This is a genomic window from Streptomyces paromomycinus (assembly GCF_003865155.1).
Taxonomy (GTDB): Bacteria; Actinomycetota; Actinomycetes; order Streptomycetales; family Streptomycetaceae; genus Streptomyces; species Streptomyces chrestomyceticus.
In genome coordinates this window covers 6253546-6269830 of sequence record NZ_BHZD01000001.1, presented here as the reverse complement: position 1 = coordinate 6269830, position 16285 = coordinate 6253546, and the positions used below count along the sequence as shown (strand labels likewise).

The following is a 16285-nucleotide window of genomic DNA, read 5'->3' as shown; positions in this document are numbered from 1 at the left end:
AGCGCTTGCTCAGCCGAAAGCTACCCGCCGGTCAGTGAGGCTGTCCAGAGGTGCCCGAGGGGGCGGAGAGCCCCCCGGGCACGCCCGCAGCGCCGCCCGCGCGCCCGCTCGCACTCCCGCTCTCGCGCCCGCGCGCACCCTCGTCCGCGCCCACCGCCGCGAACGCCCCCCTGGCCAGCCGGTGCAGCAGCGCCGACATCTCCGTACGGCCCGGGAGCGCGCCGGGGCGGCTGAGGTGCGGGGTCGAGTTGAGCAGGCCGAACACGGCGTGCACGGAGGCGCGCGCGTCCGGTTCGGTGTACGCCGGGTACACCTCGCGCACCACCCGCACCCACAGTTCCACGTACTCGCGCTGGAGGCGGCGCACCCGCTTGCGGTCGGCCTCGCGCAGCCGGTCCAGTTCGCGGTCGTGGACGGTGATCAGCGGGCGGTCGTCGAGGGCGAAGTCGATGTGCCCCTCGATCAGGGCGTCCAGCACCGCGGCGGGGCTGTCGCCGCCGGAGGCGGCGCGGATGCGGCCGCCCTCCAGCAGCCGTTCACTGATACCGACGAGCAGTTCGGCCAGCATCGCGTCCTTGCCGGCGAAGTGCCGGTAGAGACCGGGCCCGGAGATGCCGACGGCGGCACCGATCTCGTCCACGCCGACACCGTGGAACCCGCGCTCGGCGAAGAGGCGGGCGGCCTCCTTGAGGATCTGCTCGCGTCGGCTGGTGGCTGCCGGGGCGTGTGTGCTGCTCATACAACTAATTGTAGACAGGCGGGTTAGTGGTCGTTAACCTGAGAGAAATGAAGTTAACGCCCATTAACGGCCGGGCGACCCCCGGCGTCCGCGGCAGCCGTACGCAGCAGCCGTGGTGAGGGAGCCGAAGGAGGCGGGGGCACGGATGCGGATGGACCCGGCGGAAGTGGCACCGGTGCTGGACAGCACGGCCGACCCGGCGTCGGACACCTGGCGCGCCAACGAGGCCGCCCACCAGGAGCTGGCCGAGGACCTGCGCGCCCGGCTCGCCGCGGCCCGCCTGGGCGGCGGCGAGAAGGCCAGGGCCCGGCACACCGCGCGCGGCAAGCTGCTGCCGCGCGACCGGGTGGACGCCCTGCTGGACCCCGGCTCGCCGTTCCTGGAGCTGGCCCCGCTGGCGGCGGAGGGGATGTACGGCGGTGCCGCGCCGGCCGCGGGCGTGATCGCGGGCGTCGGGCGGGTCTCCGGCCGCGAGACGGTGATCGTCGCCAACGACGCGACGGTCAAGGGCGGCACGTACTACCCGATGACGGTCAAGAAGCACCTGCGCGCCCAGGAGGTGGCGCTGGAGAACCGCCTGCCGTGCCTGTACCTGGTCGACTCGGGCGGCGCCTTCCTGCCGATGCAGGACGAGGTCTTCCCCGACCGCGAGCACTTCGGCCGGATCTTCTACAACCAGGCCCGGATGTCCGGCGCGGGCATCCCGCAGATCGCGGCGGTCCTCGGCTCCTGCACGGCGGGCGGCGCGTACGTACCGGCGATGAGCGACGAGGCCGTGATCGTACGGAACCAGGGCACGATCTTCCTGGGCGGCCCGCCGCTGGTGAAGGCCGCGACCGGCGAGGTCGTCACGGCCGAGGAGCTGGGCGGCGGCGAGGTGCACTCCCGTACGTCCGGCGTCACCGACCACCTCGCCGAAGACGACGCGCACGCGCTGCGCATCGTGCGCACCATCGTCTCCACACTCGGCGGCCGCGGCCCGCTGCCCTGGACGGTACGGCCAGCCGAGGAGCCCAAGGCCGACCCCGCCGGGCTGTACGGGGCGGTGCCCGCCGACTCCCGTACGCCCTATGACGTACGCGAGGTCATCGCGCGCGTCGTGGACGGCTCCCGCTTCGCCGAGTTCAAGGCCGAGTACGGCACGACGCTGGTGACGGGCTTCGCGCACATCCACGGCCACCCGGTCGGCATCGTCGCCAACAACGGCATCCTGTTCTCCGAGTCCGCCCAGAAGGGCGCGCACTTCATCGAGCTGTGCGACCAGCGCGGTATCCCGCTGGTCTTCCTCCAGAACATCTCCGGCTTCATGGTCGGCCGCGACTACGAGGCGGGCGGCATCGCCAAGCACGGCGCGAAGATGGTCACGGCGGTGGCGTGCACCCGCGTCCCCAAACTGACCGTCGTCATCGGCGGCTCGTACGGCGCGGGCAACTACTCGATGTGCGGCCGGGCCTACTCGCCCCGCTTCCTGTGGATGTGGCCAAACGCGAAGATCTCGGTGATGGGCGGTGAGCAGGCCGCCTCCGTCCTCGCGACGGTCAAGCGCGATCAGCTGGAGGCACGCGGCGAGGAGTGGAGCACCGAGGAGGAAGCCGCCTTCAAGGCCCCGGTCCGCGAGCAGTACGAGACGCAGGGCAGCGCGTACTACGCGACCGCGCGCCTGTGGGACGACGGGGTCATCGACCCGCTGGACACCCGCCGGGTGCTGGGACTGGCCCTGACGGCGTGCGGCAACGCGCCGCTGGGCGAGCCGGGCTACGGCGTCTTCCGGATGTGAGGGGAGTGCGGGGAGTGAAGGAACAGATGAGCATGTTTGACACCGTCCTGGTCGCCAACCGGGGCGAGATCGCGGTCCGCGTCATCCGGACGCTGCGCGCGCTCGGTGTCCGCTCGGTCGCCGTCTTCAGCGACGCGGACGCCGACGCCCGCCATGTCCGCGAGGCCGACACGGCAGTCCGCATCGGCCCGCCGCCGTCCACCGAGAGCTATCTGCACGCGGGCCGCCTGATCGAGGCCGCGCACCGCAGCGGCGCGCAGGCCGTGCATCCCGGGTACGGCTTCCTCGCCGAGAACACCGCGTTCGCGGCGGCCTGCGCCGACGCCGGGCTGGTCTTCATCGGGCCGTCCGCCGAGGCCATCGAGCTGATGGGCGACAAGATCCGCGCGAAGGAGACGGTGCGGGCGGCCGGCGTGCCGGTCGTGCCCGGCTCCTCCGGCAGCGGCCTGACCGACGCCCAACTGGCGGCCGCCGCGCGCGAGATCGGGATGCCGGTGCTGCTCAAGCCGTCCGCGGGCGGCGGTGGCAAGGGCATGCGGTTGGTGCGGGACGAGGCGCTGCTGGCCGACGAGATCGCCGCCGCCCGCCGCGAGGCGCGCGGCGCCTTCGGCGACGACACGCTGCTCGTGGAGCGCTGGGTGGACCGCCCCCGGCACATCGAGATCCAGGTGCTGGCGGACGGCCACGGCAACGTCGTCCACCTGGGCGAGCGCGAGTGCTCGCTCCAGCGCCGCCACCAGAAGGTGATCGAGGAGGCACCGTCCGTCCTGCTGGACGAGGCGACCCGGGCAGCGATGGGCGAGGCGGCCGTGCAGGCGGCGCGCTCGTGCGGCTACCGGGGCGCGGGCACGGTCGAGTTCATCGTGCCGGGCGACGACCCGTCCTCGTACTACTTCATGGAGATGAACACCCGCCTCCAGGTCGAGCACCCGGTCACCGAGTTCGTCACCGGCCTGGATCTGGTCGAGTGGCAGCTGCGGATCGCGGCCGGGGAGCCGCTGGCGTTCGGGCAGGACGGCGTCCGGCTGACCGGGCACGCCGTCGAGGCCCGGATCTGCGCCGAGACGGTCACCGTGAAGGAAGGCGCGCGCGGCTTCCTTCCGTCCGGCGGTACGGTCCTGGCGCTCGCCGAGCCGCAGGGCGACGGGGTGCGCACGGACTCCGGCCTGGCCGAGGGCACCGAGGTCGGCAGCCTGTACGACCCGATGCTCTCGAAGGTGATCGCGTACGGCCCGGACCGGGCGACCGCCCTGCGCAAGCTGCGCGCCGCGCTCGCAGAAACGGTCGTGCTCGGCGTGCCGACGAACACCGGCTTCCTGCGCCGGCTGCTGGCCCACCCGGCCGTCGTCGCGGGCGAGCTGGACACCGGGCTGGTCGAGCGCGAGATGGACGCGCTGGTGCCTGCCGACGTCCCCGCCGAGGTGTACGCGGCCGCCGCTGCCGTACGGAACGCGGCGCTGGAGCCGGTGCCGGACGGCGGCTGGGTGGACCCGTTCGCCGTACCGGACGGCTGGCGGATCGGCGGCCGCCCGGCGCCCGTCGCCCACCAGGTCAAGGTGCCCGGCCACGAACCGGTGGCCGCCACCGGCACCGGCCAGGTCACCGCCGGCCGGGTCCGCGTCACCGTCGACGGTGTCGTGCACACCTTCCACCGGGCCGGCGACTGGCTGGGCCGGGACGGCGACGCCTGGCACGTCACGGACCACGACCCGGTCGCCGAGACGCTGCGCGGCGCCGCCGGAGCACACGGGATGGACGCGCTGACCGCGCCGATGCCCGGCACCGTCACCGTCGTGAAGGTGGCCGTCGGCGACGAAGTGGCCGCCGGGCAGGGGCTGCTGGTCGTCGAGGCGATGAAAATGGAACACGTCATCTCCGCGCCGCACGCCGGCACGGTCAGCGAGCTGGGCGTCACCCCCGGCAGCACCGTGGCCATGGACCAGGTGCTCGCCGTCGTCGATCCGCACGAGTCCGGCGCGCGGGGGCCGGACGCGCAGGCGGCCGCCCCGACCGAGGAGGCAACGGCATGACCGCTCCCGGACTCCCCATGCCCGTCCCGGCCCCCGGCCTGCCCGCCCGGGTCCGTATCCACGAGGTCGGCGCCCGCGACGGCCTGCAGAACGAGTCGGCCGTCGTCCCCACCGAGGTCAAGGCCGAGTTCGTCCGCCGCCTCGTGGACGCCGGGCTGACGACGGTCGAGGCGACCAGCTTCGTGCACCCCAAGTGGGTGCCGCAGCTCGCCGACGCCGAACAGCTCTACCCGATGCTCGCGGACCTCGACGCGCGGCTGCCCGTCCTGGTCCCCAACGACCGCGGCCTGGACCGCGCGCTGGCCCTCGGCGCCCGCCGTATCGCGGTCTTCGGCAGCGCCACGGAGTCGTTCGCCAAGGCCAACCTCAACCGCACGGTCGAGGAATCGCTGGCCATGTTCACCCCGGTGGTCGCCCGCGCGAAGGAGGAGCAGGCGCACGTGCGCGGCTATCTCTCCATGTGCTTCGGCGACCCCTGGGAGGGACCGGTGCCGGTCGCGCAGGTCGTACGGGTCTGCCGCGCCCTGCTCGACATGGGCTGCGACGAGCTGAGCCTGGGCGACACCATCGGCGTGGCCACCCCCGGCCACGTCCAGGCGCTGCTCGCCGCGCTGAACGAGGCGGGCGTGCCCACCGACCGCCTCGGCGTGCACTTCCACGACACGTACGGCCAGGCGCTGGCCAACACCCTCGCCGCGCTCCAGCACGGCGTCAGCACCGTCGACGCGTCGGCGGGCGGCCTCGGCGGCTGCCCGTACGCCAAGAGCGCCACCGGCAACCTCGCCACCGAAGACCTGGTGTGGATGCTGCACGGCCTCGGTATCGAGACCGGGGTCGATCTGGGCCGGCTCACCGCCACCAGCGGGTGGATGGCCGGACAGCTGGGCCGTCCGAGCCCGTCCCGCACCGTCCGCGCCCTCTCCCACAAGGAGTGAACGATGTCCCTGGACCACCGCCTGTCCCCCGAACTCGAAGAGCTGCGGCGCACGGTCGAGGCGTTCGCCCACGACGTCGTGGCGCCCAAGATCGGCGAGTTCTACGAGCAGCACGAGTTCCCGTACGAGATCGTGCGGGACATGGGCCGGATGGGCCTGTTCGGCCTGCCCTTCCCCGAGGAGTACGGCGGCATGGGCGGCGACTACCTCGCCCTCGGCATCGCCCTGGAGGAGCTGGCCCGGGTCGACTCGTCCGTGGCGATCACCCTGGAGGCGGCCGTCTCGCTCGGCGCCATGCCGATCTACCACTTCGGCACCGAGGAGCAGAAGCGCGAGTGGCTGCCCCGGATGTGCACGGGCGAGGTGCTGGGCGCCTTCGGCCTGACCGAGCCGGACGGCGGCTCGGACGCGGGCGCCACCCGGACCACCGCGGTCCGTGAGGGTGACGAGTGGGTGATCAACGGCAGCAAGTGCTTCATCACCAACTCCGGCACCGACATCACCGGTCTGGTCACGGTCACCGCCGTCACCGGCCGCAAGGACGACGGCAGCCCGCTGATCTCCTCGATCATCGTGCCGTCCGGCACCCCGGGCTTCACCGTCGGCGCCCCGTACTCCAAGGTCGGCTGGAACGCCTCGGACACCCGTGAGCTGTCCTTCTCCGACGTACGGGTCCCGGCGGCCAACCTGGTCGGTGCGGAGGGCCGCGGCTACGCCCAGTTCCTGCGCATCCTGGACGAGGGCCGGATCGCCATCGCGGCGCTGGCCACCGGTCTCGCGCAGGGCTGTGTGGACGAGTCCGTCCGCTACGCCAAGGACCGGCACGCCTTCGGCCGGCCGATCGGCCACAACCAGGCGATCCAGTTCAAGCTGGCCGACATGGAGATGCGCGCCCACACCTCCCGGCTGGCCTGGCGGGACGCCGCGTCGCGCCTGGTGCACGGCGAGCCGTTCAAGAAGGAGGCCGCCCTCGCCAAGCTGTACTCCTCCGAGATCGCGGTGGACAACGCCCGCGAGGCCACCCAGATCCACGGCGGCTACGGCTTCATGAACGAGTACCCGGTCGCCCGGATGTGGCGCGACTCCAAGATCCTGGAGATCGGCGAGGGGACGAGCGAGGTGCAGCGGCTGCTGATCGCGCGCGAACTGGGCGTGTAGCGCGGCGTTCCGTACAGCTTCCCGTACGGCAGGTACGGCGCGTACGGCACAGGGCGGGACCGGTGCTCCGGTCCCGCCCTGCTGTCGTCGCCGCCGTCAGCTCACTTGCGCCACGGCACCTGCGGGGACCTGTAGTAGTCGAAGCCCATGGCCTCCCAGCGGGGGGCCTGGGACGCCAGCCGGTGCTTGTAGGTGTTCCAGTCGTGCGTGGACCTCGGCGACCAGCCCAGCTCGGCGATGCCGGGCAGCCGCGGGAAGGTCATGTAGTCGAGGTGCTGGTTGGTGGAGAGCGTCTCCGTCCAGATGGGCGCTTCGACGCCCATAATCGATTTTTGCGGCGCGCCCTTCAGATACGTCGCGGGATCCCAGTCGTAGGACCGCTGGACCTCGACGTACCCGGCCCAGGCCTTACCGAGCTTGGTGTCCTTGGTGTACTTCATGTCGAGGTAGGACCGGTCGGCCGGCGACAGGATGAGCCCGGCGCCCTTCCGGGCGGCCGCCGCGACCTGCTCCCGCTCCTTGGCGGGGGTCTTGTCGTAGCCCCAGTACTGCACCGCGGCGCCCTTGGCGGGCGTGACGGCGGTCATCTGGTGCCACCCTATGACCTTCTTCTTGTGCTTGGTCACCAGCGGCTGGGCCTTGTTCATGAAGGTCATGTAGTCGGCGTGGCTGGTGGAGTAGGCCTCGTCGCCGCCGATGTGCAGGTACGGGCCGGGGGTCAGCGCCGCGACCTCGCGGAAGACGTCGTCCAGGAACTCGTACGTCACCTTCTTGGGCACGCACAGCGAGCTGAAGCCGACCTCGACGCCCGTGTAGATGGGCGGCGCGATGTTGTTGCAGTTCAGCTTCGCGTACGAGGCCAGCGCGGCCTGGGTGTGCCCCGGGGTGTCGATCTCGGGGATGACCTCCAGGTAGCGGCTGGCGGCGTACCGCAGGATCTCGCGGTACTGGGCCTTGGTGTAGTAGCCGCCGGGGCCGCCGCCGACCTGGGTGCTGCCGCCGTAGGTGGCGAGCCGCGGCCAGGAGTTGATCTGGAGCCGCCAGCCCTGGTCGTCGGTGAGGTGCAGATGCAGCTTGTTGTACTTGTACAGCGCAAGCTGATCGATGTAACGCTTCACCTGATCGACCGTGAAGAAGTGCCGGGACACATCGATCATCCCGCCGCGGTATCCGTACCGCGGGGTGTCGGAGATGGTGCCGCCGGCGACCTTCCAGGGGCTGTGCTGCCCGCTGCGCTTCTCGACGGACGGCGGCAGCAGCTGGCGCAGGGTCTGCACACCGTGGAAGAGACCGGCGGGCCGGGCTGCGGTGATCGTCACCGCGTGCCGGGTGGAGGTGAGGCGGTAGCCCTCGGCGCCGAGCGCCTTGGCGTCCTTGCCGCCCAGGCGCAGCACGATGCCGTCCCGGCCGTCCTTGCCGGTCACCGGCAGCGGATAGCCGGTGGACGGGCGCAGGACGTCCGCCAGATAGCCGGCCACCCGCCGGACCTCGCCCGACGCGCCGGGCACCCGGATCTGCGTCCGGTGACCGATGGTGTACGGATCCTTGCCCGGCTTGACCGAGGCGGGCGCCGGGATGACCTGGTCGAGGGCTATCGGCTTGGCGTGGCGGGCGGACGGGCTGCCGCGGTCGGCCGCGGCGGACTGCGCCCCGGCCGTCGACAGGCCGGCCGCCGCCACCAGCAGCAGCGAGCAGAACAGTCTGCTTCGTCTCACGAGATTCCCTTCGCTGGGCTCATCGTGCAGGGCCGTGCGTGGACGTCGTACGTGGCATGGAGCAACCGAACGTCAACATTGAGTACCGCGCGCCCCCCTGGTGGTCAAGGTGGACACCGTGTCTGACGCCATTCGGCGTGTCGCTTGCCCGATATCGGGCAGATTTCTTGCGTAACCCGATCCGACCCATCAGTATTCATCGGGTGCTCGATCGCCGTTCGCCCCATGAGGACCTCGTCGACCACCTGGTGCGCAGCACGCCGCTACAGCGCGGTGAGGCCGCCCGGGTGGTGCTCGACGTCCTCGCGTACTTCGACGAGACGACCGAGGACTACGTCCGCAGACGCCACCGGGAGCTGCAGTCGCAGGGACTGCGCAACGAGGCGATCTTCGAACGCATCGGCCAGGAGCTGCCGCACCGCGCGGTCCGCCCGCCCGAGCTCTCGGCGCGCCAGCTGCGCCGCCTCGTCTACGGCTGAACCGGCCGAGCACGCCGGCGCGCGCCGCATCGTGCGCCACTGTCCAACTGCCTGACCGGGAGGGTCACTACATGTGCGGGATCGTCGGCTACATCGGTAAGCGGGACGTGGCTCCCCTGCTCCTCGAAGGACTGCAGCGCCTGGAGTACCGCGGGTACGACTCCGCCGGTATCGCCATCCACGCCAAGGGCACCGGCAAGGCCCCCGGCGGCCTGAAGACCGCCAAGGCCAAGGGCCGCGTCCGCGAGCTGGAGTCCCGCCTGCCGAAGCGCTTCGCGGGCACCGCCGGCATCGCGCACACCCGCTGGGCCACCCACGGCGCGCCCACCGACGAGAACGCGCACCCGCACGTCGACACCGAGGGCAAGGTCGCCGTCGTCCACAACGGCATCATCGACAACGCCGACGAGCTGCGCGCCAAGCTCACCGCCGACGGCGTCGAGTTCGTCTCCGAGACCGACACCGAGGTGCTCGCCCACCTGATCGGCCGTTCCCAGGCGCCGACCCTGGAGGAGCAGGTCCGCGAGGCCCTGCGGGTCATCGAGGGCACGTACGGCATCGCCGTGCTGCACGCCGACTTCCCCGAGCGCATCGTCGTCGCCCGCAACGGCTCGCCGGTCGTGCTGGGCATCGGCGAGAAGGAGATGTTCGTCTCCTCCGACGTCGCCGCGCTGGTCTCGCACACCCGCCAGGTCGTCACCCTCGACGACGGCGAGATGGCCACCATCAAGGCCGACGACTACCGCACGTACACCACCGAGGGCTCGCACACCTCCGCCCAGCCGACCACCGTGGAGTGGGAGGCCGAGTCGTACGACATGGGCGGCCACGACACCTACATGCACAAGGAGATCAGCGAGCAGGCCGACGCCGTCGACCGCGTGCTGCGCGGGCGCATCGACGACCGCTTCTCCACCGTGCACCTGGGCGGGCTGAACCTGGACCCGCGCGAGGCGCGCGCCATCCGCCGGGTGAAGATCCTGGGCTGCGGCACCTCGTACCACGCGGGCCAGATCGGCGCGCAGATGATCGAGGAGCTGGCCCGTATTCCCTCGGACGCCGAGCCGGCCTCCGAGTTCCGCTACCGCAACCCGGTCGTGGACCCCGACACCCTCTACATCGCGGTCTCCCAGTCCGGTGAGACCTACGACGTGCTGGCGGCCGTGCAGGAGCTCAAGCGTAAGGGCGCGCGCGTCCTCGGCGTGGTGAACGTGGTCGGCTCGGCGATCGCCCGGGAGACCCACGGCGGTGTGTACGTGCACGCGGGCCCCGAGGTCTGCGTGGTCTCCACCAAGTGCTTCACCAACACCGTGGTCGCCTTCGGGCTGCTGGCGCTGCACCTGGGCCGCATCCGCGACCTGTCCGTCGCCGACGGCAAGCGGATCATCGAGGGCCTGCGCAAGCTGCCCGGCCAGATCCAGGAGATCCTGGCGATGGAGGACGAGGTCAAGCAGCTGGCGGCGGAGTACGCCGAGGCCAGGTCGATGATGTTCATCGGCCGGGTGCGCGGCTACCCGGTCGCCCGCGAGGCGTCGCTCAAGCTCAAGGAGATCTCCTACATCCACGCCGAGGCGTACCCGGCGTCCGAGCTCAAGCACGGTCCGCTGGCGCTGATCGAGCCCGCCATGCCGACCGTGGCGATCGTCCCGGACGACGACCTGCTGGAGAAGAACCGCGCCGCGCTGGAGGAGATCAAGGCCCGCAGCGGCCGCATCCTGGCCGTCGCGCACCAGAAGCAGGACAAGGCCGACCACACCATCGTCGTGCCGAAGAACGAGAACGAGCTGGACCCGATCCTGATGGGCATCCCGCTCCAGCTGCTGGCCTACCACGTGGCGCTGGCCATGGGCCGGGACATCGACAAGCCGCGCAACCTGGCGAAGTCCGTCACGGTCGAGTAGCCGACCGGGGGCGGGGGCCTTACGGGGCGGTCGGTCGCTCCTGGATGCGTGACCGCCCGGGGGACCGGCCAGGGGACGAGCGCCCGCTCCGGGGTGCCCGCCCCGGCGAATGACCGCCCGCCGGTGAATGACCGCCCGTGGCCGTGAGGTCCTGTCCACCTCGCGGCTGCGGGTGTCCGTCCGGGGGACGGGCGGCCTACGGGGGGCCGCCCGTCCCCCGGACGCTGCGCTTTTCGGGGCGGGGGGCGGGGCCCCGCGCGTGCCACCAGACGCGCGGGGCCCCGCCTCCCCTGTTGCCGGCGTCGCCCTTACGCCGGCGGTGGCCGCCTTCCCGGGAACCGTCACCTCCCGGGCGGCAGCACGCTGTTGACGGCCGGAGAGCCGGGCGGCGGACCGCCCCGTCCGCCGGGGTGCCCGCGCTCCCCGGGAGCCGCGCCGGCCGCGTCCGGCCGTCCCGGCCGTTCACGCTCCGTTCGCGCCCTCTTGATCGGTTTTCTACCCCCCGGCACCGCGCATTCCACCTCTACGGGCCGGTAAATATGCCGACTGCGAAGGTACGGGGCGCTGGTGACGCTCCCTCACCTCACGCCCCAGGGGGTCACGGTGCGTCAGGAGCGCGGGGCCCGGTGACGGGCGGAGGGCCGGCCAGGGAAGCGGCCGTAAGGGAAGCGGCCGTCAGGGAATGACGACCACGGGCCGCTGGGCCCGCCGGGCCAGCCGTCCCGCGACCGAGCCGAAGATCCGCCCCACGATGCCGTGCGTCGAGCCGACCACGATCGCGTCGGCCTCGTACTCGTGACCGACCTCTTCGAGCTCGTGGCAGATGTCGCCGCCGCGCTCCACGAGGACCCACGGGATCTCCGCGAGGTGGTCGGCGCAGGCGAGCTCCAGCCCCAGCACTTCCGTACGGTGGTCCGGCACGTCCACGAAGACCGGGGGTTCACAGCCCGCCCAGACCGTCGTGGGCAGCCGGTTGGCCACATGGACGATGATCAGGCCGGAGCCGGAGCGCCGTGCCATACCGATTGCATACGCCAACGCCCGCTCGCTCGACGTCGATCCGTCGAAGCCGACGACGACACCGTGCCGGAAGGCGGGATCGCAGGAGTGACGTGTCTGATCCGCCGCTTGGAGGTCCGCCGTCGGATCGGCGACCTGCTTGCGGTCCGCTGGTTCGGGGATTTCGTGACCGGCCATGGTGTCTCGGCGAAGGAGGTCCTTGCGGAGGGGCGGACGGGGAGCGGCGATTGACTTGATCCGGCAGTTGACTGAGTTGGCTTGATCGCGAAGTCGGCCCTGTAGTTCAAAGGGGAACAACACGACCGGGAATCATCTTCCCAATGCCTTACCCCAAGAGTACGGCGCCAGCCCCCCGCTGCCCAGAGCCCCGCGCGGACGGCGGACCCCTGATGCGGGAGCGGCCCCCCGCGGCCACACGGGCGGAGTACCGCTCGAACATTCCCCGGAGCATGCCGGAGCGTGGGCCGGATGGCAATGCCCCGGCCTGCCCCCGTACGTACCCATCGCGGTGACCCATGGACCCCCACAGCCGTTGTAGTACCAGCCTGCCTGGAGGGAGTACGCCGTGCCCGGTCCTTCGAACACATCAGCCGATCCAGTGAGCGATCTCGTCCGCTGGGCGGCGTTCAGCTGCGCCGTGGTGCCCCTCGTCCTCGTCCTGTGCGGCGCGTCCGCCGCCGGGGCGCTCGGCACCGCCGTGGGACTGGCGACGGTGACCTGTGCCTGCCGGGCCCTGCTGCGCCAGTCCGAGCGCACCGCGGCCCGTCCGTCGCCCGACGAGATCGCCCCGCACCGCGGCCGGCACAGCCGTACCGGGACCGGAGCCCACCGGGGAGGGCGCCGCTCCGAGGGGCGTACGCCGGAGGAATGACGCGCTCGCAAGCCTGCCCAGGTTCGTTTTCGGCCAACTTCGTGACCGAGTGCATCCCTTGGCAAAAGCGACCCGTAACCCGGGCCTGAGCTGCAAGGAAAGGACCGCGGGGCGTGGTTGCGCCCTACGGCTTACGGGCAGAGGCGAGAGGCGTACTTCCCAGCAGGCCCGACGAGTGGAACGCTTCGTGATCGAATGCTTCGCGCCAAGTTGCCATATCGACATACGAGCGGGTGGTGAACTTGGCACTCCATCCTCACGGGACGCAGTAGATTCGATCTTGGCAATCACGGCGGGGGAACAGTGCAGGACCGAGAGGGAGAGACGACCGAGGGGGGCTTAAGTGCCATGAGCCAGGACTCCGCTGCCGTACCAGATGCCGCACGCAAGCTCGCCGCCCGACGACGCCGCGAAATAGTCGCGGTGCTCCTCTTCAGTGGCGGCCCGATTTTCGAGAGCTCCATTCCGCTCTCGGTCTTCGGCATCGACCGCCAGGACGCGGGTGTTCCGCGGTACCGACTACTTGTGTGCGCGGGCGAAGATGCGCCTTTGCGCACCACCGGGGGGCTCGAACTGTCGGCCCCCTACGGGCTGGAGGCGATCGCCCGCGCGGGCACCGTCGTCGTTCCGGCCTGGCGGTCCATCACACAGGCACCACCACCGGCCGCGCTGGAGGCGCTGCGCCGGGCACACGAAGAAGGGGCCCGCATCGTCGGGCTCTGCACGGGGGCCTTCGTGCTCGCCGCCGCAGGGCTCCTCGACGGCAGGCCCGCGACCACCCACTGGATGTACGCGCCGACGCTCGCCAAGCGTTATCCGTCCGTCCATGTGGACCCCCGCGAGCTCTTCGTCGACGACGGCGACGTGCTGACCTCCGCGGGGACCGCCGCCGGCATCGACCTGTGCCTGCACATCGTCCGTACCGACCACGGGGCGGACGCGGCCAACGCGCTCGCCCGGCGGCTGGTGGTCCCGCCCCGGCGCACCGCGTCGGACCTGGGGCACCAGAGGTACCTGGACAGGTCGTTACCGGAGGAGATCGGTGCGGACCCGCTCGCCGAGGTCGTGGCCTGGGCGCTGGAGCACCTCCACGAGCAGTTCGACGTGGAGACGCTGGCGGCCCGCGCCTACATGAGCCGCCGTACCTTCGACCGCCGTTTCCGGTCCCTGACCGGGAGCGCTCCGCTGCAGTGGCTGATCACCCAGCGCGTCCTCCAGGCGCAGCGGCTGCTGGAGACCTCGGACTACTCCGTGGACGAGGTCGCCGGACGCTGCGGCTTCCGGTCGCCGGTCGCCCTGCGCGGCCACTTCCGGCGGCAGTTGGGTGCCTCGCCCGCGGCCTACCGCGCGGCGTACCGCGCGCGCAGGCCGCAGAACGGGGTGCCCGAGCAGGCCACCCGGTCGGACCGGCCGGAGCGCGGCGAGCGCCCCGGTGCCGGTGCGGACCGGTTCGCCGCGGCCGCGGCGGGCCACCTGCCGGGAGGCCACGGACCGCTGCACCACGGGCAGACGTCGCACAGCCAGGCGACGCACAGCCAAGGGGGACTCGGTCCGGGCGGGCACACGCAGGGCCACCCTCAGAGCGGTCACGGTCCGGGCGGGCACCCCCAGGGTTCGCACGGCGGACTCGGGGGGCACGGCGGTCCGGGCGGGCACGGGTCGGGCGGTCAGCCGGGGCACAGTACGGCGGGCCACAACCAGCCGGTGCACAGCCAGGCCACCGCGCTCGCGCCGACAGAGCCGGGCAAACCGGAATCCGATGCCTACGCGCCGCGGCTTCCGGAACAGCCCGCCGGTCGGCCGGCCGGCCGACCGGTGCTGCCCAGTCAGCGGGAGCGCCCCGTAGGGTGAGGCGTATGAACGATCGCATGGTGTGGATCGACTGCGAGATGACCGGGCTCTCGCTGGCGAACGACGCGCTCATCGAGGTGGCCGCCCTGGTCACCGACTCGGAGCTGAATGTCCTGGGCGACGGGGTGGACATCGTGATCCGCCCCCCGGCCGAGGCCCTGACCACCATGCCCGAGGTCGTGCGCCAGATGCACACCTCCTCCGGGCTGCTGGCCGAGCTGGACAGTGGCACCACACTGGAGGACGCACAGGAACAGGTGCTCCAGTACCTCAAGCAGCACGTACCGGAACCCGGCCGGGCACCGCTGTGCGGCAATTCCGTCGGCACCGACCGGGGCTTCCTGCTCCGCGACATGCCGGAGCTGGAGAGCCACCTGCACTACCGGATCGTGGATGTGTCGTCCGTGAAGGAACTGGCCCGGCGCTGGTACCCGAGGGCGTACTTCAACAGTCCGGAGAAGAACGGGAACCACCGGGCACTGGCGGACATCCGTGAATCCATCGCGGAACTCCGCTACTACCGGGAGGCGGTCTTCGTGCCGCAGCCCGGCCCGGACTCGGACACCGCGAAGGAGATCGCGGCCAGGCACGTCCTGCCCGCGGACCCGGAGTGACGCAGCTCGCTCCCGGCCTGACCCAAAGCCGGGAGCGAGCACCCCTCCAGACCCTGTACACTTTTTCTCAGCCGGTGGGGAACAAGACACCACACAGCACCGGTCATGGTGGGTATAGCTCAGCTGGTAGAGCACCTGGTTGTGGTCCAGGATGTCGCGGGTTCAAGTCCCGTTACTCACCCCAACGAGTAGGGCCCCCGGACGTGAAAGCGTCCGGGGGCCCTACTCGTTGGTGGGGGTGGGGGCCTCGGGCCGGGGCGGACCTGAAGGTCCACCCCGGGGGGGCTGGCGGGTGTGACGGCTGACACAGTTGCGGGGCGGGGGCCTTCGGGGTGATGGTCCGGGGGGCCGGTGATACGGCAGGTCGCGGGCCCGGCGGCCCGGCGGCCCGCGGGCTCAGCAGCTTGGTGGCCCGGTGGCCCGCAAGCTCAGTGCCCCGGTGGCCCGGTGGCCCGCGGACTCAGTGGCCCGGTGGCCCACGGGCTCAGCGCCCCGGCGGTCCGGGGCCCCGGTGACCCGCAGGCTCAGTAGCCGACGGTGAAGCGCTCCCCGATGTGCTGCGGCTTCTCGATCTCGTCCACGAGGGCGACGGCGTAGTCCTCGGCGGAGATCCGGCTGACGCCCTCCGCGTCGGCGACCAGGTCGTCCAGGGCGGTGCGGTAGGCGCCGGTCCGCTCCCCGGGCTCGATCAGGGCGGCCGGGCTCACGTTCGTCCAGCGCACGTCCGTGACGGTGCGGTAGAAGTCCAGCGCGTCGCCGTGCGCGTGCATGATCTGGAGCAGGAACTCCGGCAGTCCCTCCGCGTCCCAGACCTGCTTGCCGTCCGGCGTACGGAGCGAGCCTGCGCCGCCCACGGAGATCAGCCGGGGCGCGGACTCGCCGAGCGTGCGCACACCTGCGACCAGGGACTCGGCCGAGGGCTTGATCGTCGCGATGTGCCCCGGGCCGTCGCCGCCGCCCACCGCGCTGACCAGGACGTCCTGGCCCTGGGCCACGGCCGCCACGGAGGCCGGGTCAAGGATGTCGCCGGTGGTGACGGTCAGGTTCGGGTCGGTCTTGGTGATCTTCGCGGGGTCGCGGACGACCGCGGTGACCTGGTGGCCGCGGCGCAGCGCCTCGTCGAGGACGCGGCTGCCGATGGTGCCGTTGGCTCCGAAAATGGCGATCTTGGACATGTCGGTACTCCCTGCGCCCC

At 71.7% G+C, this 16285-nt stretch carries 13 protein-coding genes and 1 tRNA gene; 10 read left to right on the top strand and 4 right to left on the bottom strand.

Annotated features, from left to right (window positions below):
* Window positions 1-31: 31 nt before the first annotated feature.
* Window positions 32-739, bottom strand: coding sequence for an SACE_7040 family transcriptional regulator (locus OEIGOIKO_RS26915; RefSeq protein ID WP_246177553.1), 708 nt, complete (start codon window positions 737-739; stop codon window positions 32-34).
* A gap of 151 nt (window positions 740-890) precedes the next feature.
* Here OEIGOIKO_RS26915 and OEIGOIKO_RS26910 point away from each other — a divergent pair, with 151 nt between their 5' ends.
* The 4 genes from OEIGOIKO_RS26910 to OEIGOIKO_RS26895 are packed head-to-tail and all read left to right on the top strand — an operon-like array spanning window position 891 to window position 6639.
* Complete coding sequence (locus OEIGOIKO_RS26910) at window positions 891-2516, top strand: carboxyl transferase domain-containing protein (protein ID WP_125058984.1); 1626 nt, start codon at window positions 891-893, stop codon at window positions 2514-2516.
* Between the two features lie 32 nt (window positions 2517-2548).
* Window positions 2549-4546: an ATP-binding protein gene (locus OEIGOIKO_RS26905; RefSeq protein WP_125056153.1), complete on the top strand. Its 1998-nt coding sequence runs from the start codon at window positions 2549-2551 to the stop codon at window positions 4544-4546.
* Complete coding sequence (locus tag OEIGOIKO_RS26900; RefSeq protein ID WP_125056152.1) at window positions 4543-5481, top strand: hydroxymethylglutaryl-CoA lyase; 939 nt, start codon at window positions 4543-4545, stop codon at window positions 5479-5481. The genes OEIGOIKO_RS26905 and OEIGOIKO_RS26900 overlap by 4 nt, the downstream gene beginning before the upstream one ends.
* 3 nt (window positions 5482-5484) lie before the next feature.
* Window positions 5485-6639, top strand: a complete 1155-nt coding sequence (locus OEIGOIKO_RS26895) for an acyl-CoA dehydrogenase family protein (protein WP_125056151.1) — start codon at window positions 5485-5487, stop codon at window positions 6637-6639.
* A gap of 101 nt (window positions 6640-6740) precedes the next feature.
* Here the strand turns inward: OEIGOIKO_RS26895 and OEIGOIKO_RS26890 are convergent, their stop codons facing one another.
* Window positions 6741-8354, bottom strand: a complete 1614-nt coding sequence (locus OEIGOIKO_RS26890) for a beta-N-acetylhexosaminidase (RefSeq protein ID WP_246177552.1) — start codon at window positions 8352-8354, stop codon at window positions 6741-6743.
* A 203-nt stretch (window positions 8355-8557) separates the two neighbouring features.
* Here OEIGOIKO_RS26890 and OEIGOIKO_RS26885 point away from each other — a divergent pair, with 203 nt between their 5' ends.
* Both OEIGOIKO_RS26885 and glmS read left to right on the top strand, forming a co-directional pair.
* Entirely contained in the window at window positions 8558-8833 is a 276-nt protein-coding gene (locus OEIGOIKO_RS26885) for a hypothetical protein (RefSeq protein ID WP_030018892.1), read from the top strand.
* 71 nt (window positions 8834-8904) lie between these two features.
* Window positions 8905-10734: a glutamine--fructose-6-phosphate transaminase (isomerizing) gene (gene glmS / locus OEIGOIKO_RS26880; protein ID WP_125056149.1), complete on the top strand. Its 1830-nt coding sequence runs from the start codon at window positions 8905-8907 to the stop codon at window positions 10732-10734.
* A 675-nt stretch (window positions 10735-11409) separates the two neighbouring features.
* Here the strand turns inward: glmS and OEIGOIKO_RS26875 are convergent.
* Window positions 11410-11931, bottom strand: coding sequence for a universal stress protein (locus tag OEIGOIKO_RS26875; RefSeq protein WP_031004673.1), 522 nt, complete (start codon window positions 11929-11931; stop codon window positions 11410-11412).
* A 421-nt stretch (window positions 11932-12352) separates the two neighbouring features.
* On the opposite strand from OEIGOIKO_RS26875, the gene OEIGOIKO_RS26870 reads away from it, so the two are divergent.
* From OEIGOIKO_RS26870 to OEIGOIKO_RS26855, 4 genes are all read left to right on the top strand, one after another.
* Window positions 12353-12625: a hypothetical protein gene (locus OEIGOIKO_RS26870; RefSeq protein WP_246177551.1), complete on the top strand. Its 273-nt coding sequence runs from the start codon at window positions 12353-12355 to the stop codon at window positions 12623-12625.
* 348 nt (window positions 12626-12973) lie between these two features.
* Entirely contained in the window at window positions 12974-14476 is a 1503-nt protein-coding gene (locus OEIGOIKO_RS26865) for a GlxA family transcriptional regulator (protein ID WP_125056148.1), read from the top strand.
* Between the two features lie 5 nt (window positions 14477-14481).
* On the top strand, window positions 14482-15090 hold the full coding sequence (gene orn / locus OEIGOIKO_RS26860) for an oligoribonuclease (protein ID WP_030018887.1): 609 nt from the start codon (window positions 14482-14484) through the stop codon (window positions 15088-15090).
* A gap of 108 nt (window positions 15091-15198) precedes the next feature.
* Window positions 15199-15274: transfer RNA gene (locus OEIGOIKO_RS26855), tRNA-His, on the top strand.
* Window positions 15275-15614: 340 nt separating this feature from the next.
* Here the strand turns inward: OEIGOIKO_RS26855 and OEIGOIKO_RS26850 are convergent.
* Entirely contained in the window at window positions 15615-16265 is a 651-nt protein-coding gene (locus OEIGOIKO_RS26850; RefSeq protein ID WP_125056147.1) for an NAD(P)-dependent oxidoreductase, read from the bottom strand.
* Window positions 16266-16285 lie beyond the last annotated feature (20 nt).